This window comes from Lactococcus sp. KTH0-1S, assembly GCF_052544945.1.
Window position 1 is genome coordinate 516,179 of sequence record NZ_CP195165.1, and the last position, 21,003, is coordinate 537,181.

At 31.2% G+C, this 21,003-nt stretch carries 21 protein-coding genes and 1 pseudogene; 16 read left to right on the top strand and 6 right to left on the bottom strand.

The features are described 5' to 3' along the window. The first annotated feature begins 2 nt into the window (after nt 1-2). From ACRYLU_RS02645 to ACRYLU_RS02690, 10 genes are all read left to right on the top strand, one after another. Nucleotides 3-446 (top strand): GNAT family N-acetyltransferase, encoded by a 444-nt coding sequence (locus ACRYLU_RS02645; RefSeq protein ID WP_445081158.1) that lies wholly within the window; start codon nt 3-5, stop codon nt 444-446. Nucleotides 447-552: 106 nt separating this feature from the next. Then, nucleotides 553-1,578 (top strand): YdcF family protein, encoded by a 1,026-nt coding sequence (locus ACRYLU_RS02650; RefSeq protein ID WP_445081159.1) that lies wholly within the window; start codon nt 553-555, stop codon nt 1,576-1,578. A 151-nt stretch (nt 1,579-1,729) separates the two neighbouring features. Then, nucleotides 1,730-2,323, top strand: a complete 594-nt coding sequence (locus ACRYLU_RS02655; RefSeq protein ID WP_098394103.1) for a lipoprotein BA_5634 family protein — start codon at nt 1,730-1,732, stop codon at nt 2,321-2,323. Between the two features lie 195 nt (nt 2,324-2,518). Beyond that, entirely contained in the window at nt 2,519-3,001 is a 483-nt protein-coding gene (locus ACRYLU_RS02660; RefSeq protein ID WP_334201916.1) for a TspO/MBR family protein, read from the top strand. 118 nt (nt 3,002-3,119) lie between these two features. Then, nucleotides 3,120-3,521: a DUF2177 family protein gene (locus ACRYLU_RS02665; protein WP_146978414.1), complete on the top strand. Its 402-nt coding sequence runs from the start codon at nt 3,120-3,122 to the stop codon at nt 3,519-3,521. A 3-nt stretch (nt 3,522-3,524) separates the two neighbouring features. After that, the gene (locus tag ACRYLU_RS02670; protein ID WP_445081160.1) at nt 3,525-5,321 is read left to right on the top strand and encodes a DAK2 domain-containing protein; all 1,797 of its coding nucleotides are present in this window, start codon (nt 3,525-3,527) and stop codon (nt 5,319-5,321) included. Beyond that, complete coding sequence (locus ACRYLU_RS02675) at nt 5,318-6,091, top strand: DUF1295 domain-containing protein (RefSeq protein ID WP_305774429.1); 774 nt, start codon at nt 5,318-5,320, stop codon at nt 6,089-6,091. Before ACRYLU_RS02670 ends, ACRYLU_RS02675 begins: the two co-directional genes overlap by 4 nt. Nucleotides 6,092-6,237: 146 nt before the next feature. Beyond that, on the top strand, nt 6,238-6,600 hold the full coding sequence (locus ACRYLU_RS02680; RefSeq protein ID WP_103054494.1) for a YxeA family protein: 363 nt from the start codon (nt 6,238-6,240) through the stop codon (nt 6,598-6,600). A 119-nt stretch (nt 6,601-6,719) separates the two neighbouring features. Next, nucleotides 6,720-7,088 carry a glyoxalase gene (locus ACRYLU_RS02685; protein ID WP_445081161.1) on the top strand — a complete coding sequence of 123 codons (369 nt, stop codon included), beginning with the start codon at nt 6,720-6,722 and terminating at the stop codon, nt 7,086-7,088. A gap of 227 nt (nt 7,089-7,315) precedes the next feature. Further along, nucleotides 7,316-7,600 carry a putative quinol monooxygenase gene (locus ACRYLU_RS02690; RefSeq protein ID WP_259746089.1) on the top strand — a complete coding sequence of 95 codons (285 nt, stop codon included), beginning with the start codon at nt 7,316-7,318 and terminating at the stop codon, nt 7,598-7,600. Between the two features lie 302 nt (nt 7,601-7,902). On the opposite strand, the gene ACRYLU_RS02695 is transcribed toward ACRYLU_RS02690, so the two are convergent. The 5 genes from ACRYLU_RS02695 to ACRYLU_RS02715 form a co-directional block, all read right to left on the bottom strand. Further along, nucleotides 7,903-8,601, bottom strand: a complete 699-nt coding sequence (locus ACRYLU_RS02695) for a TIGR00266 family protein (RefSeq protein WP_146978417.1) — start codon at nt 8,599-8,601, stop codon at nt 7,903-7,905. 157 nt (nt 8,602-8,758) lie between these two features. Continuing rightward, nucleotides 8,759-9,109 (bottom strand): hypothetical protein, encoded by a 351-nt coding sequence (locus ACRYLU_RS02700; RefSeq protein ID WP_042230115.1) that lies wholly within the window; start codon nt 9,107-9,109, stop codon nt 8,759-8,761. Further along, entirely contained in the window at nt 9,099-10,565 is a 1,467-nt protein-coding gene (locus ACRYLU_RS02705) for a Y-family DNA polymerase (protein ID WP_445081162.1), read from the bottom strand. Before ACRYLU_RS02705 ends, ACRYLU_RS02700 begins: the two co-directional genes overlap by 11 nt. Nucleotides 10,566-11,024: 459 nt before the next feature. Beyond that, complete coding sequence (locus ACRYLU_RS02710) at nt 11,025-11,558, bottom strand: GNAT family N-acetyltransferase (RefSeq protein ID WP_098394093.1); 534 nt, start codon at nt 11,556-11,558, stop codon at nt 11,025-11,027. Between the two features lie 361 nt (nt 11,559-11,919). After that, nucleotides 11,920-12,351 (bottom strand): MarR family winged helix-turn-helix transcriptional regulator, encoded by a 432-nt coding sequence (locus tag ACRYLU_RS02715; RefSeq protein WP_445081163.1) that lies wholly within the window; start codon nt 12,349-12,351, stop codon nt 11,920-11,922. A gap of 100 nt (nt 12,352-12,451) precedes the next feature. On the opposite strand from ACRYLU_RS02715, the gene ACRYLU_RS02720 reads away from it, so the two are divergent. The 3 genes and pseudogenes from ACRYLU_RS02720 (at nt 12,452) to tnpA (ending at nt 16,729) form a co-directional block, all read left to right on the top strand. Then, nucleotides 12,452-12,865: an Ohr family peroxiredoxin gene (locus ACRYLU_RS02720; protein ID WP_038599463.1), complete on the top strand. Its 414-nt coding sequence runs from the start codon at nt 12,452-12,454 to the stop codon at nt 12,863-12,865. Between the two features lie 734 nt (nt 12,866-13,599). Then, on the top strand, nt 13,600-15,816 hold the full coding sequence (locus ACRYLU_RS02725; protein WP_445081164.1) for a KAP family P-loop NTPase fold protein: 2,217 nt from the start codon (nt 13,600-13,602) through the stop codon (nt 15,814-15,816). Nucleotides 15,817-16,286: 470 nt separating this feature from the next. Next, nucleotides 16,287-16,729: pseudogene (tnpA, locus tag ACRYLU_RS02730) on the top strand (IS200/IS605 family transposase). Between the two features lie 101 nt (nt 16,730-16,830). Here the strand turns inward: tnpA and ACRYLU_RS02735 are convergent. After that, the gene (locus tag ACRYLU_RS02735; protein ID WP_445081165.1) at nt 16,831-17,739 is read right to left on the bottom strand and encodes an Rgg family transcriptional regulator; all 909 of its coding nucleotides are present in this window, start codon (nt 17,737-17,739) and stop codon (nt 16,831-16,833) included. Nucleotides 17,740-18,210: 471 nt separating this feature from the next. On the opposite strand from ACRYLU_RS02735, the gene ACRYLU_RS02740 reads away from it, so the two are divergent. The 3 genes from ACRYLU_RS02740 (at nt 18,211) to ACRYLU_RS02750 (ending at nt 20,798) form a co-directional block, all read left to right on the top strand. After that, nucleotides 18,211-19,008: an ABC transporter permease gene (locus tag ACRYLU_RS02740; RefSeq protein WP_445081166.1), complete on the top strand. Its 798-nt coding sequence runs from the start codon at nt 18,211-18,213 to the stop codon at nt 19,006-19,008. A 9-nt stretch (nt 19,009-19,017) separates the two neighbouring features. Beyond that, entirely contained in the window at nt 19,018-19,995 is a 978-nt protein-coding gene (locus ACRYLU_RS02745; RefSeq protein WP_445081167.1) for an ABC transporter ATP-binding protein, read from the top strand. 83 nt (nt 19,996-20,078) lie between these two features. Then, nucleotides 20,079-20,798 (top strand): ABC transporter permease, encoded by a 720-nt coding sequence (locus ACRYLU_RS02750; RefSeq protein ID WP_445081168.1) that lies wholly within the window; start codon nt 20,079-20,081, stop codon nt 20,796-20,798. The last annotated feature ends 205 nt before the right edge of the window (nt 20,799-21,003 follow it).

Genomic DNA, 21,003 nt, shown 5'->3' on the forward strand with positions numbered 1-21,003 from the left:
AAATGAACGAAATAAGTAAAGTAAAAAGAAGCCAAGTTCTTATTGAAAAATTGGTAAACTTGTGGGAAAATTCGGTTAAAGCCAGTCATTTATTTTTATCAAACAAAGAGATAGAAGAAATAAAAAAATATGTTCCTCAAGCCCTAAGAGAAATTGAACATTTGATAGTTGAAACAGATAAGACAGAAAATCCGATAGCCTTCATGGGAATTTATAAAAACAAACTTGAAATGTTATTTATTAGCCCTGCACACATGAAAACAGGATTAGGCAGAAAGTTAATTGAAGAAGCAATTGAAAATTATTCGGTAAATGAACTTGTAGTGAATGAACAAAATCCGAAAGCCAAAGGATTTTATGAGTATTTAGGCTTTAAAGTTTATAAAAGAAATCCAATTGATGAACAAGGAAATCAATATCCAATTCTTTTTATGCATTTGGGTTGATAAACAAAAATCTCACATTTGAACAGTGGGATTTTTTTAATACATGCAAAGAGATTAGGATAGAAGGCTATGTTATAATAGAATAGATTAAACACAAGGAGTTTGAATGGCTTTTTTAATAATATCCCTGATTATCATGCTAATTGGCCTGCTAAGATTAAAAATCAATAAACGCAGTATAATAGGAGGAATTTTTCTAGCCTCAGGTCTGATATTGAGCTTAGCCTCTCTGTTTTTTGAATTATTAAACCTTATTTATCTTTATCTTCCGTCGGGTGATTATGCAACCTTGATCATTGCTTATGGAATCCTTCCCTTAATATTTTTATTGGTCTGTGGATATTTCATTTTTAACTCAAAAACAATGAGAACTAAAGAAGGTAAAAGTGCCACTGCAAAATTATCTGCTCTATTTGGCTTAAATCTACTCATTGCTTTTCCAGCTCTCTTTATGTTATTAGCTTTTTCAACAAAAACAATACCACAAATAATCTGGTACATTCTTCTTTATATTTTACTTATTGATATAATTCTCTGTTTTTTGTTTGCAGCCTACATTTTATATTCATGGATGAGCCAAATGATTCCTTTACAAAAAAAGATAGATTATATTATCATTTTGGGTTCAGGTGTTAGAAGTGAAGAAGTTCCCCCCTTGTTGAAGAGTCGATTGGACAAAGGAATTGAATACTACCAGAAAAATCCTACAGCCAAATTTGTTGTTAGTGGCGGACAGGGATCGGATGAGCCTGTATCAGAGGCCTTCGCCATGCGAAAACACCTTCAATCACAAAACATTCCTAATCATCAAATTCTTTTTGAAGATAAATCCACCACTACTTATGAGAATATGTTATTTTCTAAAAGGATAATTAATGAGGATTGGTCAGATAAAGAAATGCCCCCTTCAATCATTTTTTCAACCAATAATTATCATGTTCTCAGAGGAAGTTTATATGCGCAAAGAGTAAAATTAAAAGCCCAAGGAGTAGGGGCACCCACAGCACTTTATTTCTTACCTACGGCCTTAATTCGTGAATATATCGCATTACTCTTACATAGAAAAATTATCCTTTTTAGTGTATTGGGAGGTGTTTTAATGCTTATTGTTATCTCCCTTCTTCCTATTTAAAAAATATTAGCAAACCTCAAGAAAAAAATGTCTTTCTTGAGGTTTTTAGCACTCGTTTTTTCATTACAAAAACGTAAGAAGGAGTCATAGGACTTGATGTTAGAATGAAAGAGTAGCTAAATTGTAAAAAGAAAAAAAGGAAAGATATAGAATGAAGAAAATACTAATAGCGCTAATTATCATGGTACCAATTGCCATTACCGGATTTCTCGGTTATGACTTTTTCAAAAAAAATTTTGCTCATGTTCACGGTATAATCATGTATAGTGATAATAAGGATGAAGCAGATACTATATTAGAAAATAATAAAAAATATATTGATAAAAGTTTAACTGTAGAAGGTAAATACAGTTCAAAATCAGATGTTTTAGTCTTGAATACTCAAGCTGCTAATAAATTAATAAATGAAAAAGTTTTTAATAATGTAACCAAAAAAGGAGATAAGTTTAAATTTAAGACAGTAGAAAACTTATCAGCTGAGCCAGCTTTGTGGACAGGAAAGGAAGATAAAACAATAACTGATGATAAAGGACAGTCAGTGAAACCTAAAAGTACAAAATATATTGTTCTAGGAGAATATAGTGCCACTTCTAAGCTATTGATTCTTAATGATGAAGATTATCAAAAATTTGATGCAAAAGCTAAATTTGTAAGTGTAATAAAAGAAAAACGAGATGCTGATAAAGTCCTTAAAAGCTACATTACGAGTGGTTCAATTCCCTCACAGATATTCACTTACAAATAATAAAAACGACTAAAAATAACTCTTATAAAATGTTACTGGAAATTTTCCAGTACATTTTTATTTTTTAACAAATTAGAGATGATTATACTAAGTTATAAAGTTATCAAGCGAATAAACCAGCTTGACTAACTATTTATGTAATAATATAAGTATGGTAATCAAAAGAACGCATTCATTATGAAAGGGAGAGAAATTATGACTAGTAAAAAACTAAAATCATTGGGACAACTAATATTATTTATTGTAGGAATTGAGCTAATTGGTGGCCTGTCTGGCCTCTTGGCGGGGGATATTAAGGGGATTTATAATAATCTTAGACTCCCACCCCTCGCCCCACCAGACTATCTTTTTGGGATTGTTTGGCCTGTATTATATGCTCTTATCGCCATTTCCGCCTATTTGATTTTTTATAAGCTGAAAACTCAAAGAAGTGAGGGCCAAAATGCTTTATTCTATTTTGGAATACAACTTATCTTAAACTTTATTTGGAGTATTATTTTTTTCAAAGGCTATTTTTGGTTAGGAGTTATAATTATTCTCTTACTAGATTTTATTGTTTATCTCTGCATCATTAAATTTTCAAAAATTAATAAGTGGTCTGCATTCCTTCTAATTCCTTATTTTATTTGGATTATTTTCGCAACATATTTGAGTATATCAGTTGCTATCTTGAACTAAATAATTTGAGGAGAATCTGATGGTTTGGGCAATAAATAATAATTATATAATATAAAAATTTTGATATTCATGAGTATATACATCTGTAAAACTGAAAGTTATTGATTGGAGAAAAATAATGAATTTTATTAAACCCTTTATTATAAGTGGAGTAATTTTTTTAATTTTAGATATTTGCTGGCTCTTTTTTGCAAATAAAAAAATCTATCAGCCAAATATTGGCAACTTGATGGGAGATTTTAAAGTTATTCCGGCCATTATCTTCTATATTATTTATCTAGGAGCACTAACCTTTTTTGTATTAATGCCTGGACTTGAAAAAAATAGTATAACTTACGTCTTACTGAGTGGTGCTCTACTAGGATTAGTATGTTATTCTACATACGATTTAACAAATTTGGCATCAATTAAAGGCTGGTCACTAATGGTAACGACAATTGATATTATTTGGGGGACTTTTGTAAGCTCTTTAAGTGCAAGTCTTTCGTTTCTTGTGATTACAAAATTTATGGAAGGATAAAGAATGGAAAAGTTAAAATCTGAAGACCGTCTACTAGAAAGTATCATAGCAGGAGCGCAAAAGGTTATTAGTGGAAAAGATGAACTAAACAAAATAAATGTATTCCCAGTTGCCGATGGAGATACAGGGAGTAATTTAGCATCTTTAATGCAAACAATCATTGATAATTTATCTAATAATAATTATTCAACGAACCTTTTATTTGATGAAGTAGCTTCGGCAGCGCTCATTGGGGCTCGGGGAAATTCTGGAATTATTTTTGCCCAGTACTTAAATGCCGTTTCAGATTACTATAGTGTATATGAAACGAACTTAGAAATACTTGTTTTAGCTTTCAACAGAGCAGTAAAGAGCGCCTATGATTCTTTGATTGAGCCTAAAGAAGGAACGATTTTATCAGTTATGAAAAGATGGGCAGAAGTATTACTGATCACTTTTAAAGAAAGTACATCTTTTGAAAAAGCCTTGCTAGAAGCAAAAGGAGAAGCTTGGGAAGCTCTTAAGGAAACACAATTTCAGATGTCAATTTTAAAAAAGAATAAACTCGTTGACTCTGGAGCAAAAGGTTTTTACTACTTTATATCCGGTTTTACTGACGCTTACTGTGGAGAAAAGGTAAGTAAGATACAAGAAGAACTTATCCCTGCCATAAAAGAAGTAAATAAAGAAGCGATTAAAGAACACTTTATCTCTGATGCACCTAAAAATAGGTATTGTTCAGAATTTATTATCAAAGAACCCTTAAAACAAGAAAAAGACTTAAAAGAATCACTAAGGAAATGGGGAGATTCTTTAGTTATCGCTGGAAGTAAAAAACAAATAAAGATTCATATCCATACTAACCATCCAGAAAATATATTAGCATTGTTAGAAAAAACAGGAACGATTATCTACCAAAAAGTTGATGATATGCAATTACAATATGAAATATCACAAAATAGAAAATCATCCATTGCTATTGTCACAGATTCTGTTGCCGATCTATCTGCTGATTTTATACTTGAAAATCAAATTTTTGTTTTACCATTAAATGTTTCAGTTGGTGAGCAAGCCTTTTTAGATAAACTTACAATCAATCCTCAAATTTTTTCAGAAAAGTATAATAAGAATTTAAAAATGACAACTTCTCAACCAAGCATTCAATCTGTTGATTCACTTTTCTCCTTTTTAGAAGGAAAATATGAACATATCATCGTGATTTCAGTTTCTTCAAAACTAAGTGGCACTTATCAGCTTCTCAACCAAAGAATTACAGCAAAGAAATCCTTAGAAAACCGAGTACATCTCATAGATTCCAGATTAAATTCAGTGGCTCAAGGACTACTAGTTAAACAAGTTGCCAAATTGATTAGTGAAGAGCGTTCTATTGAATCAGTACTTAATGAAACAGAAAAAATAACTGACCGGATATTTATTTATGTGGCAGTAGAAGATTTATCGCCAATGATAAATTCGGGAAGAATTCCAAAAATTTTGGGAGAAACCGCACAAAAACTTTCAATGCATCCAATTATTAGTCTTGATAAAAGAGGAAACGGAAAGCTGATTGGTGCTTCTTTTAGTCAAAATAAGAGTATGGATAAAATTTTGAAAAAAATTAACCTATTGTCAAAAGAAGGACAAATCGAAGAATTAGCTTTGACACATGTTTTATCCGAAGAATCAGCTTTAAAGATAAATGAACTATTGAAAGAAAAAACTACTAAAAACTGTGAAATTATAGACAGTTCAGCAGCAATTGGAATTTCTGCAGGGATTGGAAGTTTAGCAATTGCCGGACTATTAAAGGAGGTCAAATGAATTATATAGCCGTTTTGGTAACTTTATTACTTTATTTCATCTGTTGGTTTCTTATTGCGACATCTAAGAAGAATTACGGATTGATAGATATTGCTTGGGGCGGAGGATTTGTTCTTACAGCTGTGGTCTCTTATTTATTTTCTCCGAGAATTACGATTCAAAATAGCCTAATCTTAGTATTAGTCATATTATGGGGAGTACGTTTAGCAATTCATTTAGGAAGACGAAATTGGAATAAACCCGAGGATTATCGCTATACAAATATGCGTAAAAGGTGGGGCAATAATTTTCCGAAATTGAAAGCTTTTCTAACGGTATTTATGGTGCAATATCTTTTGTTAATCATCATTTCACTCCCAATTATTCAAGTCAATTCAAATGTTAATTCTCAATTTTATTGGTGGCAAATTTTAGGTATAATAATTTGGATATTTGGCTTTATCTTTGAAGTTTTTGGAGATCGTCAGTTAGAAGTCTTTAAAAAACTACCCCAAAATAAAGGAAAACTATTGACTAGTGGCCTGTGGTCACTAACACGACATCCTAATTATTTTGGCGAGTCAATGTGTTGGTGGGGAATATTCTTGATCTCTTTGACGACTTTATCAACGCTTTGGTTGGTTATTAGTCCACTATTGATTACTAGTCTCCTTTTATTTGTATCTGGTGTACCAATTCTTGAAAAAAAATATAAGAATCGTGAAGATTTTAAAAAATATGCAAAAACTACCCCGAAGTTTGTTCCTTTTATTGGTAAAAAGGGCTTGTAGACTAAGTTCTCAATCATAAAGGCCCATAATTTTAGTAATTTCCTTTTTATTCTTATATAAAACAACATTCGTATGCTTTCAAAATTGTAAGCTTATTAATCCAGCTCCTTGATATAATAAGGGTATAAAATAAAGGAGAATATATTGTGAAGAAAGTATTAGTAGGATTGTTAGCTATTATGGTTATGATAATCGCTTCTGGATATACATATTATAAAATGAATTATGGTGGGGAAAGTTACTTTGTTCAAATATTAGTTAATGGTGAGCGGGAAGAGACGACTGCTGATGATCATACACCAATGGTAATTTATCACTACAAACTTGATTCTTTCAATTCAAAAGGAGATAAAAAGTTAGTAAAGTTTATGGCTAGTCATAATTTAAGAAACCAAGCCTATTTAGAACTGACTTATAACAAGCATAAAGGTGTAACAAACTGGAATGAGGTCCAAGAGAAAGAAATACCAAAACCTGCATTAAAAGAGCTACAAAGCTTAGAAAACTAATTTCTATTTTCCTTATCTAGATAAAGAATTTGTAAGCTAGGGAGCTAAAAGAAGTTAGTGGATATATTAAATATTTTAGCGATATAATGATAGTGTCAAAGGAAAAAAGGAAAATAAATATGGTTTTTGATATCTGTATCAATCTTTATGTAAAAGAAGTAGAAAAAGAAGTAGATTTTTTCAGGTCAATCGGTTTTTTAGAAATTGAAAGACATAAGATGGAAAACTCAGATTCAGTTGTAATTGCACCGCTATCAGATGGCAATGCTTTTTTACAAATTTGGGATATCGAGTTTATAAAAAAAGTCTCACCCGAAGTTGCGAATGATAAACCGTCATTACTATTCACAGTAGATAATATAGAAGAGATGAATGAAAAATTAAAGAAGATTACTCCTACAACAAGCGACTTGATGGATGCTAACGGGAAAAAAGCATTTAATTTCCAAAGCCCTTCGGGTAACTATTATGCTTTTATGGAACTTTAATTATATCTAATTTTATAATAGTCCTTAAAACTGTCATTAAAGGCAGTTCTTTTTATTTAAATGAGAAAATAAAGAAATCATATAAATTTTTATTCTGTGTAATCTAAAATATTTGCAAAAACAAGTAAAATATTTTATTATATGACTTATCAATCATTGACTCGTCAAGTATTTATTTTTCCAAAAATGGAAAAATAAATATCAATAAATAAAAAGGAATAAAAATTATGATTATTGTAAATGCTAAATTTTATATTAAAGAAGATAAAAAAACTCAATTCTTAAAAGAGATAGAAGGTCTGATTTCGGCTTCCAAAAAGGATGAAGGATGTCTGGAATACTCTCTTTATGAATCTACGGATAATCAGCTTGAATTTGTGATGATAGAAAATTGGGAATCACAGGAAGCGATCGAAAAACATAACACTAATCCCCTTTTGGTAGCGTTTGCTAAGAACTTGAGCACTTATAGTTCAAAAAAACCAGTTCTACAAATTGCGGAAACAAAGTAAAAAATAATTAACAATATAAAAAGATAGAGCAAGAAAAATATTGCTCTATCTTTTTATATTATAGGGAAAGAAATTAGTGAAGAATCTTCTAAGGTTTAGAAGGTAAAACGGGGAAAGGAAAAGTAATCGCTCAACTATATTTTAGATATGTAAATATTACTGGATTCCTTTATAACAATGCATTATAGAAACTAAAATAAAATTTAGTGTGCAGAATTTAAAAGACATAAAACAACAAGATACCATTGAAAAATATGAAAACTTATAAAATAAAAAGCCACTAAAGTTTAGTGACTTTTTATTTATCCTTTACTTGGTATGAATGGAATGATTGACTGTGCGAGGGCTTCAACATTTCTACTTTGAATCAGGATTTTTCCCTTACCTCGAAATTTATTAACTAACCCTTCTCCTGTCTTAAAACCAAATGTTCCGGAAGCAACTTCAATTGAATAACTCAAAGATTCAGTCCATGCTAAAACATGTTGGTTATCAACTACAAAATCTTCTGTTCCATCAAGAGCTATTTCTACAATATCCCCGTAACCGCTGATTAACATCTTTCCGCTGCCCTGTGTTTTCATCACAAAAAGACCACCAGTTCCTCCAAATAATGCTCCATCTAATTTTTGACGTTCCATTATGTAATGGACACCACCCTCACTAACGAGGAATGCCCCTGTGTTAAGATTCCACTGTTCTTGACCGACAAGAATTTCCTTGATTGAACCAAGGCTAGCAGGAGCAAGCGAAATTTTACCATTTGTACCTATTGCGCTTGCTTTAGTAATAAAGAAACTTTCTCCACTTGTAATTGAACGACCAAGAGCTTTTAAAGCACCTCCAAGTCCTCCTTTTCCATTGCTGTTCATTTTTCCTTCAAGTTTAACAGCAGCGTTATGATAGACCATCGCTCCAGACTCAATTTGAATCTCTTCATTATTGTTAAGACTAATCTCCACTAGTGGTGCCATTGATGTTGAACTTAGTTGATATTCCATAAATCTTCTCCTTTTGAACTTATTCTTTAAACAATTATATCATGAGATGTCATCTGAATAAATATTAAAAATTATTCTTATTTATGAAATTATTGTATTCAAAGAAGCTATAATAATAAAAAATGCATGTTTGGACATAACATGCATTTTTTATTAATTATGAAATATTTATAATTTTTTCGATAGATATGAGGTGAATTTTATCTGTGGATTTTATTCTAACTTGATTATTGATAAATTCTGATACAAAACCAAAAACTTCAGTTATTTTATCCTTAGATTGATATTTAATTTTGACTTGTACTTGATTAGTAAATGACTGGTTGAGAAGATGAAGTATAATGTGATGTGATAAAGGTTGTAAGATTTTATCACTATTTTGCTCTTTAACAAATGCATTTTGGGCCTCGGTCAACTCTCCGGTCGCAAATGATCCCCATTTCATCATTCCTCTATCCTGATATGCTCGAATGACTTCATAAGTACTATAAGAACGGTCAACTGACATCTTTATCCTCCTTATTTTGACTTACTGCATGACCTCCAATAAGTTTATTTCGATAAATCACACGTGAACCTTCGGATAAACTACTTGCTTTTTGAATGGATAGAAAATCAAATTTTTCTCTGATTTCGTCAATTGCTTTTTGAAGAGATTCCTGCTTTTCGTTGGCTTGACTTTCTTCAACAGTTTCAAATAAAGAAAGTTGTTTGACGGAATTATCAGAAAGTTGATTACCACTTATTCCTATTTGCCTTACTGCTCCACCTTGATATTTTTCACGAAATAAACGAATTGCGAGGTCTTGCAGTTCCTTTGTATTTTGCGTTGCTTCAATATTGCGTGAAATTTTAATAGAAGAGTGTTCAGAGCTTGCTGCAGCACCCACATAAAGTGAAAGATTGCTTGCCATTTTTCCACCCTTTCTTAGCCTTATCGCTAAGTTTTCAGCCATTTCTTTAATCACAAGTTCTATTTCTTTTTGTTTATGGTAGTCACGGGGTAGAATTTGAGAATTGCTGAAGCTAGAAGATTTAGGAATATATTTTTCCCTTACATTACTTTCATCAATTCCATTTGCATGGAAAAAATGTTGGAGTCCAATTGTGCCTAATTTTTGTTTAAGGAGAAGAGGGTCAGCATTTGCAAGCGCTTTAATAGAACTGATTCCTAACTTGTTCAAACGTTTCTCAGTTCGTTTTCCAATTCCCCAGAAGTCAGTCATCTTAGGAAGAGTCCAGAGTTTACTAGGCACATCTTCATACCGTATTAATGCTCTCATATTCTGATTATGTTTGGCATAGTTATCCATGGCAAGTTTTGCAAGTAGAGGATTATCACCCATCCCTACAGTTACATAAAGCCCTAACTTATCCAAAATCTCACGTTGTAAATCTAAAGCAATCAGATTCATTTGCTCATATCGGTTTCTAATATCAGGATAGAAGAAGTTAAGAGACTCTGTGATATCTAAAAATGATTCATCAATTGAGTAAGAGTGAATTTCTTCAATTGATGTGTAATTGGTTAGAATTTCAGTAACTTTGATTTTATAATCTACATAGAGCTGCATTTGAGGCGGAACAAGCCATGTTCGTTTTGCCCAAGATTCGATGAAAGCGACATACTGCAAAGTTGGTTCAGTCCGTTGTCCGTAAATATCTGTATGTGTTCGATACCATTGTGGGAAATTGAATTTTCTTGTTTCAATAATAAAGGGTAAATCACTGGCACGACTTATGTTTTTCATTCCAAAGACTTTTTTAAAAGTAGGACTAGAGGCAAGCGTTAAACCTTTAGTGTTATCTGCACGACTCATGACGCAAAGAGAAGTTGTCAAAGGGTTAAGATTTCGTTGAACGCATTCAATAGAGGCGTAATTTGATTTGACATCTTCAAAAAGGATAGCTCTGCGAGGTTCAAGTGAGTAGTCAAAAAAGTTATTTAATTTATTTTTATCCATCTCTCCCCTCCAGTAGCATATTTAACACAAAACATCTGTTTATCTGATATTATACTCCAAAAAAAACCATTAATCAATAGATAATATCACAAAAAATAGTAAAATGATATTGAGAAAAATATCTCAGTTTATTCCTTCACCCAAAAAAGAGCTTATTTTCTGATATAGTTAGATTTAGAGAAAGGCAAAGATGTTGTGTATTTAATTCATTATTTAAAAATATTTAAGAATAATTGATGTAAGTTTTAGGAAAACTCTAATTTTTAGGAAAAATATTTAATCAGTTCAAATATGTAAATATTACTGGTCCTCTTTGTAGCAATTAATTTAAAGAAATTATAATAAAATTTAATAAGTAGAATTTAAAATAAATTGAAAAATATTGTTCAAAAAAGAAAATTTATAAAATAAAAAACCACTAAAAAAAATAGTGGTTTTTACTTATTTTTAGATTTTCAATTATTTAAGACAAAATTCATAAAATACGCAATCGTCCCATCCTTTGTTATCAAAGCTCTTGAGATTGGTTCTCCCGCGAAATACAAATTGATGTTTTTCATAAAGTTTCTGTGCAGGTGTATTTTTAAAATTAGTATCTAATCTAATAGTTACCATACTATTGCTTTTGCCAAATTCTTTTATAAAGTTGATCATGGCACTTGCGATTCCTTGATTTAATTTTTTAGGATCTATAATTAAAGTATGGATTACCAAGATTTGATTAGGATCAAGCTCTGGAGTACCCCAGGTAATATTTTCATACTCTTTATCTGATTGATTATTTAGAATCACAGTTCCTGAAACAATATCATTTGAATCATAACAAACAAAGAGCTGAGATAAGTCAATTGCTTTTAGAGCCGTATCAATTGAGGGATAAATATTTTTTATCCAACTCGTTTGTTTTTCATCAATCAATGGTAAAGAATTATCATAGAATTTAGCAACTGCGGGTTTATCTTGCTCTGTAGCAAGGCGTACAAAGTATTTCATTTTATATTCTCCTATTTTAAGGTTGGAAAATTATAGCATAAAATAGCATGAATGTAAATCTTTTCTTTAATTTTTATCTGGGATTTTTGTATATATTATCAAAGAGGGATAATGCATGTTTTATATGTTATGCATTTATTGTTGTTCTTAGTTATTATTTCACAAGCATTTAAAGGGTATAGTCTTTGTGTGTGTGTATTGGTATCAAATCATTAGCGGATAATTATTGGACAGGACAATGATCAAGCATTGCGAGAAGTTCAAGATGCTCGAGCAAAATCTGATCAGGCTGTAAAAGATGTACAATAAATATAAAAACCTGACTTAAGTCAGGTCTTTTTATACAAATAATCAAAAATATTTAAATCTCTGTTTTCAAACTTTTATTTAAAGTGAGTAATTGCGAGAGAAGTAAGTCATAATTGATATTCTCGTTGCAAGAAACTAAATTGTCACCAATTTCAAGAGAGATAGAAGGTAATTCCTTTTTAACTTGCGCTCCCTTATCTGTGAGAAATAACTCAACACTTCTTTCATCTTTATCAGAACGTTTTCTTATAATGTATCCTTTTGCTTCCAATCTTTTTAGCAGAGGGCTTAATGTACCAGAATCTAAAGAGAGTTCTTCGCCTAATTTATTTATTGTCATCTTGTTTTCAATTGCTAACATAGCGATAAATCCAGTATAAGTAAGCGAATATCTATTTAAATAAGAATTATATTTTTTTATGATTTCCTTTGAAGCAATGTATAATTGAAAACATAATTCCTTGCTAAGAATATTGTCTGTCATATTTTCTCCTATCATTTCATTATATCTGAATCTATATATTTGTCAAACGTAATTGTATTTAGTACAATTATATTGTAAACAATTTAAAAAGGAGATTTCAATGAAAAAAATATTTTCTACAAAAATGATAAATACTGGCGGTCGAAATGGCGAAGTCCATTCTCCAGATAAAAGTTTTAATTTAGATATTGTTGCACCAGGCAGAAAGGTTGAAGGAGCAACAAATCCAGAGCAATTATTTGCTGCAGGATATAGCGCTTGTTTTAATAGTGCTTTAGACTATATTAAGAAATCAAAAAATATAGAGGGTGAATCAACCATTGAAGTTACAGTTTCTCTCTATAATTTAAGTCAAAATGAAATTCCAGATGTAGTATTAGGAGTTGATATTATAGGACATATCGAAGGAGTAGGTACTGAAGAAACAGAAGAACTCTTGAAACTAACACATAAAACTTGCCCATATTCCCGCGCTACTCAAGGTAATATTGAAGTAACGATAAAGGCTATCTAAAAGATTTTTCTAAAATCAGTTTTACAAGTTTAAACTTTTTACTAAGTTTAGGGAGCGCAAAACTCTTATTATTTTGTGTGTTGATGATATATTGAAAATAAAAGATAACAATAATTAATGCAGGATTGAAAATACAAAAATCAGCGAGGATCTTATTAAAAATTTTAAAAGTAAAAAAGCCAATAACAAAAATATTGGTTTTTTTATTTTAAAAAATTCCAGAATAGGTGTTTTCATCTCGAGTGCAAGAAGAAATAAGAAAATAGATAAAAGGGCCTTATTGCTGAAAAATTATAAAGACATACAATAAATGAAGTAACCTTTCCAACCTTTGATGGATTAATAAAACAGAGAGAAGGGTTAAAATATAAATGAAATATGATATAATTTAAGTTGTGTTTTAATTTGACCTCATTGAGTAAAAATTAGAGAAATCGAGAAAGTTTATGAAGTAATCTTTAGGGATTTTGAAGTACAGAACTTTTGGTATCAATGGTTTAGAAGCTAAAAAAATAAAAGGAAAAGTAATGGCGCAATTATATTGAGCTAAACAATTAAAGGATCTAGTAGCAAATTAAGCTCTAAAGCACCAAGAAAAGCACCATAAATTGAGTAAACAGATAAATAAAATCAGCTAAAAGAGCTGATTTTTTTTAATATAGCTAAAAAATAGCATAGAGTTTAAGTAACGGAAAAGAATTTACTCTCTAAATATTAAGGTGTATAATATAATCATGAGCAAATATCATTCAGACAAACCAATAGACGACAAGGCATTAGATGAATTCAACAGAAAAAATTTCGTAATAGAAGTTGTTGAAGCTTTAGAGAGACTTGAAGAAGATGAAAACTATATTATTGGTCTTTTTGCAAAGTGGGGCTACGGTAAAACTTCAACAGTAAATCTTTTGAGAAGTGAATTGGCTAGCAGAGATAATGTTTTTTCGGTGTATTCTAGCGCTTGGCAACTTGGTGGGGATTATGAGAAAATCGTCTGGGATATTCTTAATCAGGTTAGCACGGAGCTTACAGGCAAAAATGCCACTTCAAAAAGAAAAGCTGCTGGAAGATTTATAAATAAATTTGGAAATGCAGAACTTCCTTTTGAACTTGGAAAAGATTTTGATTTAAATCAAGGTGGAAGAAATGAAACAAAAGTTACTTCAGGTAAAATTCTGAATAGCGCGAGATTTATTGGGCAAATGCTAGAATCATCGGACAGCATAGAACGTGCTAGAAAAAGAATTGAAGCAGCAATAAAAGGCAGTAAAATAATAGTATTTATTGATGATCTAGATAGGTTAAATGGAAAACAGATAATTGATATTCTTCGAGCAATAAGTTCGGTTGCAAACTATGGAGGTATTACTTATATTTTACCGTTCGATAAGTTTTATGTTTGTTCAGCAATTGAAGAATTTTTACCCAAAAATCAATCAGGTGCAGACTTTTTGGAGAAACTCATTCAAATTCCTATAACCTTACCAGTTATACCACAAAATATTATTGATGAATTATTTGCAAATCAATTTGGACAACTTCTTGAAGAATTTGGTGGAGTTCTTAAACGTGAGGAGATTACGAGATTTCAGATGTTATTTTATAATGGAGAAGTCAACAAGTATATAAATTCTCCAAGAGATATAAATAAAATAATCAATGCCTTGAGATTTAAACTTCCGTCAAGTATTGGAGAAATAAATATTGTTGATACTATTACCTTAGAGGTTTTACGAGTATTTGACGAGGAATTTTATGAGCTTATACATCAAAATAAGAGTCTGCTAATCTCTTTTCAAAATTCTTTTGGAAAGTATTTTATGGATGGAAAGGGAGAAAAAAGAAAGGAAGATATTACTAAAATTTTTGGGTCGGAAGAAAGAAAAATTGGTATTTTAAGAAATCTTTTTCCTCTCATTGATAATTTATATACTAATGTGACAAGTACTGATGAAGCTTCATTAAGAAAGTTACAGCGAGTTGCTTCTGAGTATTATTTTGATGTGTTCTTTTCATCATTTGATGAGAAAAAAGGAATATCAGATAAAAAACTTGTTGAGCTGTACATAGCAGATATTGATGCAGTAGAAATGTATGAGCAGTTATGTGAGATAGTTACACCACAAAATATTGAAATTGCGATCCAAAAAATAAAAGAAAATTCAGAAAAAATAAAATCTAGGCTAGAACTTAGTAAGGCGTTACTTGATCTTATAGAATTACTTCCTGATAAATATGCAACCATATCATTTTTATTTAGCACTTTTGACAAAACAATATATACGGTTGAAGAAGTTTTGAAACTTTCTAATTCAAAACTTGATGATTTTATTTCTATACTGGACTATAATTTTGAAAAAAAGCGCTTTGATACTCTTCCTAATATTATCAATGATGTTATATTGCATAGTAAAGAAAAGGAATATGGAAAAACGCCTCTACTTAAAGAAAATGAGTTACAAATATACAAAAATCATGCTTTGGAAATTATAAGAAGAATATCAGAATTAGAAAATTTAACTGAAAATCCTTCATATAGAACTACATTAATCTATTATTTATGGGTTAGTTTGGGACAAGAAGATGAAGTGATAAACTATAATAATGGTAAAATTAATAGTTCTGAAAATGCTATAGATTTTATTTCAAAATTTTTAGGAACGTCATCCCCTTTAGGTACAAATGATTATCATAGGCATGACTTTGAATTTAAGAATTTAGAAACTCTAAAAAAATATGTTTCTGTTGAAAAGCTTTATGAGTTGATAGTTAATGATTTTAAACAATATAAAGAAATTTCTGAAGAAGAAGTGATTTATTTTGGAAGAGATCACTATTCAAGAAATTACAATTTATCAAGTGCAGGTAATGAGAAGCTAGAGAGTTTTAGAAAAATTGTAGCTTGTCAATTTATATACCATTATGAAAATTCTATCTCTGAAGACATGTAAAAGAAATTTATCACACTCTACATGGTGAAATAAACAAAATGAAAAATACATAAATTTATATTTTTGGATTTTTATATTAAGTATATTAGACGCGGTTTACCTATATCTTTCCATTTTTCTCTTCCATAATAATTATTTGCAAACTTTTTTATACACAAAGAACACAACGAAAAGTTCAATTCAAGTGAAAATAGTTCAAGATAATAAATCAAGAACGTTCAACTTAGTTTTAAATTGAATAGTCATTGATATTATAATTTAAAATGTACCACATCATTGATGAGGTACATTTTTTATTTACGGCTCCAGCCAGTTGAGTTTGCGGAGCATACGAAACAGAAAAACACGCGCTATTCGTTTTTACCGCAAGGTTGTATAAATGAGATGTTCAGGATCAATCAGCAAGGCAACTAACTTATGGCAAAACTAACTACAGTCCATCATATACAAAATAGAGGTGCAATTATCACATCGTTTTCACACCTAAATACCGTTGTAAGATTATTTATAACCAACTCAGACAAGGTATTCATGACCACATTCGTCAGCTATGCAATAGACGGACGTGGAAATTTTGGAAGGACATATGTTGCTGGGCCATGTTCATCTGTTACTCGCCATACTTCCAAAAATCTCCATTTCGAGTTTTATGAGTTATCTAAAAGAAAAAAGTTTACTCATGATTTTTGAGAAACATTGCAATTTGAAATATCAAATTGGAAATCGTGAATTCTGGTCGGAAGGCTATTATGTCAGTACAGTCGATTTGAATGAATCCATGTTTGCCAAATATATTCGCAAACAAGAAAAGCAAGACATCTCTTTGGATAAGCTGAGTGTCAAAGAATATGAAAATACTTTTATCAATGCACTAGGTAAGAAAAAAAAAGGTTTAGAGGGCAAGTTAAAGTGACGATCACAATGAGTCAGAACGATTTTTGTGAAGGCTAGCATCTTTAGGCGCAGTGAGTAATTACGGGTTATACCCGTGCCCCCCCCTTTTTTAACAGGTGGTTATGAATTTGGAACCTCTATTTCCCAATCATGTAATTCTCTAGCTACTTGAGTGGCTGTCTTAGAGCAATCACAAAACTTAAGAACTTCAAGGCATTTCTTCATGATTTTTGCTGCTTCCCTATCGCCTCTTTGAAATGAATAATTTGCACGATTATAAATAAGCGTGAGCTTCTCAAACATAAAATATTCATGGATTTCGTTGTCTTCAAGATATTTTATGAGCCGTCTTGCTGGTTCAAACATTTTTTGATTAACAAAAACATTAATGATGTTTAATACACATTGGATAACAGCAAGCTTGATATGATGAAGCTCACAATTGGTTTGCATAGGAGCTATCATCTTGGATGTAAGGTCAGCAAGTTTTAATATATCAATAAATTGAGCACACTGGCCAAAGAGGCGAATATCGTAAAGTCCCCACTCTTTTAAATCGTAAAAATAATTCGTTAGAAAATTCAATTCATTATCTGTAATAGTGTAAGAAGTGTTAACAAAATACAAGACAGATTTTATGCGAATATTATCAAGCTTCAATTTTTTGTTATCGGGATTAAAAGACAAGGCATTTTCTACTTTTTTTAATAACAACTCTAAAAGAGCAATATTCTGAGTCATGACGGCCTCAGAAACTTTAGTACTAAAAAGAAGAATGTCTTTAGAGTCGAGATATTGGTTGTAAGCATTTTGAAATTCAAACATGTCCACATTAATATTATTTAAAACAGCAAGAAAATGGTGGGTGACTAAGATTGTTTTCCCATGTTCAAAATTAGAAATTTGTGGTACAGAGATTTCTTTCCCTGCGGCTTCCCTTTGTGAAAATCCTTTTGCCTGTCGTAACATTTTAAAAACAATCCCAATGGCAAGTTCCTCTTCCGAATATTTCAGATTTTTCGTAACCAAAATAACTCCTTTTTTTATATTGTTTAAGTTTAAATTTTGAATAAAAACTCCCTATAAACTTTATTATATCACACATATATCGACTTTTTTGAATTAGGTTAAGGTTTTATATTGTATAAAAAAACAGTTTTTTTTAAAATAACAATTTATTGAGTAATAGTATAGAATATGGGTACAGAAAAAAATTGTCTGAAAATTACACCGATTTTCAAAAATTATTATTAAAAAGAAGGGAGAGATTATGAAGAAATATAAACTTGTCCATATTTTAGTGTTAGTGGCCGCTGTGATACTCGCTTATCCAATTATTACTTGGTAGCATTTTCTGAAACGATCATGGTCTTTTATATTTAAAAACAAATTTTACTTTTATCTAGATAAAAGGGAGGTACTAGGTGCAACCCAGTATCTATTATAACTGATACTTCTGGAAAACTTCAGAAGTTTTGAAGCACAGAAAGGTACGTTAAAATGGTTGCACTTATAAGGAGAAATTGGCAAATGTATCGACGATACTTTCCTTTAACTCTATTTATAAATCGAGTTCTTGATTCAAGTTTTCAGCTTATAGGTTTATGGCTTATTGCTCATATCTTATTTGCAAATGAGGTCTCAAGTACTTCAAAAAATCTTTTTCAAACGAGTGATTATTTTACGTATGCTACGGTAGGGATGCTCTTTTATAGCTTGAGTGTAACAATACTTATGAATGTTGGACGCGCGCTCATTACGGAAGTTAGAGAGGGCACGTTAACGAGCTTACTCATCACGCCTTATAAAATTATGAATTATTATTTTGGAGTTTTTATTGAGCAACTTTGGCGAGCACTTTTTGAATTTTTGGCATTGTTTCTTGTTGCACTATTTTTAGGAGCAAATCTGTTCTCGGTTTCATTTAGCAAATGGCTTTTAGGTATTTTATTTGTAACCTTGGCTTCCTTTTGCATGAGTATCTTTTTGTCCAATATCATGTTGATGCTTAGAGATACCTTTATCAGTCAAAATACACTCTTTATTCTGATGTTTTTAGTTTCGGGTGTCACGTTTCCACGTAGCATTCTTCCTCAATGGATACAGTTTATTGGTAATTTCATCCCTATGACACAAATTCTTGAAGTGATACGTATGCTTTATTCTTCTACTACCGTAGGTGCGCAGTTTTACCAAATTGTATTTTTAGGAAGTATCAGTTCTGTTGTGTATTTCCTTATTGGAATTATTTGGTATAAAAAAACAGAGCAAAAAATAATTGGCTATATTTTTGAATGAGGTGATTAAATGATTGAAGTGAAAAATGTAAGTAAAGAGTATCAAACCAAAAAAAGAATTGGGTTATTCAAGAATAAAAAGACGACGAAAAAGGCTTCCAACAATATTTCCCTCCAGGTGAAGCGAGGACAAATCATTGGTGTTCTTGGAGAAAATGGAGCGGGGAAAACTACACTTATTAAAATGATGACGACACTCTTGCTTCCAGATACAGGTGAAATTCTGATAGAAGGGAAAAATATCAATCAGGATTTAAAAACGACACGTCGTAGAATCAATATGATTAGTGGTGGTGAGCGAAATTTGTATTGGAGACTGAGTGCAATGGAGAATTTGTTGTATTTTGGTTCGCTTTATGGTTTGACGAAGCGTGAAATATTAAGAAGAGCAGAAATTTTGCTCAAAGAAATTGGGCTCTGGGAAGAACGAAATACACCTGTTGAACAATTTTCTAAAGGTATGAAGCAGCGTTTACAGATAATCAAAGGGTTAATTAATGAGCCAGAATATCTTTTCCTTGATGAGCCTACTTTGGGTCTTGATGTTGAAATCTCACAAGAACTCCGTAAGGCGATAAAAAATATTGCTCGCAAGCAAAATACAGGTATTCTTTTAACGACCCATTACATGGCTGAAGCTGAAGAGTTGTGCGACTATATCTATATCATTGACAAGGGAGCAGTGATTTTAGAGGGGGATAAAGAAGAGGTTTTTAAGGCACTGGATTTGGAAAAAGAAGTTATCGTAATCCTTCAGAGAAAAGAAAAATTACCGCTGAGAGAATTTCGAAAACTATTTCCTGATTTCACAACTGAAAATAAGGATGAGCAGACAATTCTCAAGATTCAATCCAAAACTCCTGATTTGCAACAAATTATCAAAGTTCTAAACCAACTTAATCTCTCTGCAAGCGAGATAAAAGTTAATAACCCAACACTTGAAATGGCTTTGATTACTGCTAAAAGAAGAAATCGAGGCATAAAATAATGAGCAATCTTTTACAGCGTTTTCGATCTGAATTAAGACGCACGTTATTCAACGATAGCGTTAACCTCTTCTATTTCTTTTCTATGATTATTTGGCCGATTATTTCTTTTGTTCAAGTGAATTACAATCTCCGAGTTTTTCCTTTGGCTACTATCAAGATAACTGGTATTTCTACGGAACAAACATTGTTTTATTTTATTTTTATTGGATACAGTGCATATATTTTATTCCAAAATGTGACTCAGAGCTGTTGGCGACTGGGAGAGGAACGCACGCAAGGAACATTGAGTCAAATTTTTATGGCACCAGTTAATAAGTTAGCGTGGCTTTACAGCCGTTCATTTGCGATGCTCTGGAGCAATACTTGGTTTTTTGTATTGATCTTTATCTTTGGAAATTTTTGGTTTATGAGCATCAGCGGGCAACATCTTGGACTAATTGTACTCTCTTTGTTTCTATTAGTTTTGGCAACGTGGATTTGGGGAGCGTTTATTAGTGTATTTTTCATTATTTTACGTGATGGAACGGTACTCTTTGTGTTTTTAGAAGGGCCTCAGGATACTTTCAGCGGAATACAAGTTCCGCTTGCCATTTCTCCAAGACTTGTACGTATGATTGGTAGCATATTTCCGCTAAGCTATAGCGTCACACTTTTACGATGTATTTTGCTTAAACACCAGATTTTATCTAACACGTTTGTTATTTTTGTTGGAATTAATCTTTTTTTGATTGTTGTAACGGTTATTACTTTAAAAAAGGGGGAGAGACACATGCGTGTGTCAGGAAATTTTGATTTATATTGATAGACAGAAATAGAGGTTTATGAGTGTATCCTCTCCGGAGAAAAAACTTAAATACATAGGAGGAAATTGGTATGACTAAGAAAAAGTATACTACACCAAAGGTAACTGAAGTAAAACCAACTGCAGGAACGAACGTAAAACTGTAATTTGTTTTTAGAATTTACAGGTTGTATTTACCCAATCTCTATTAGCTATGTGGGGATTG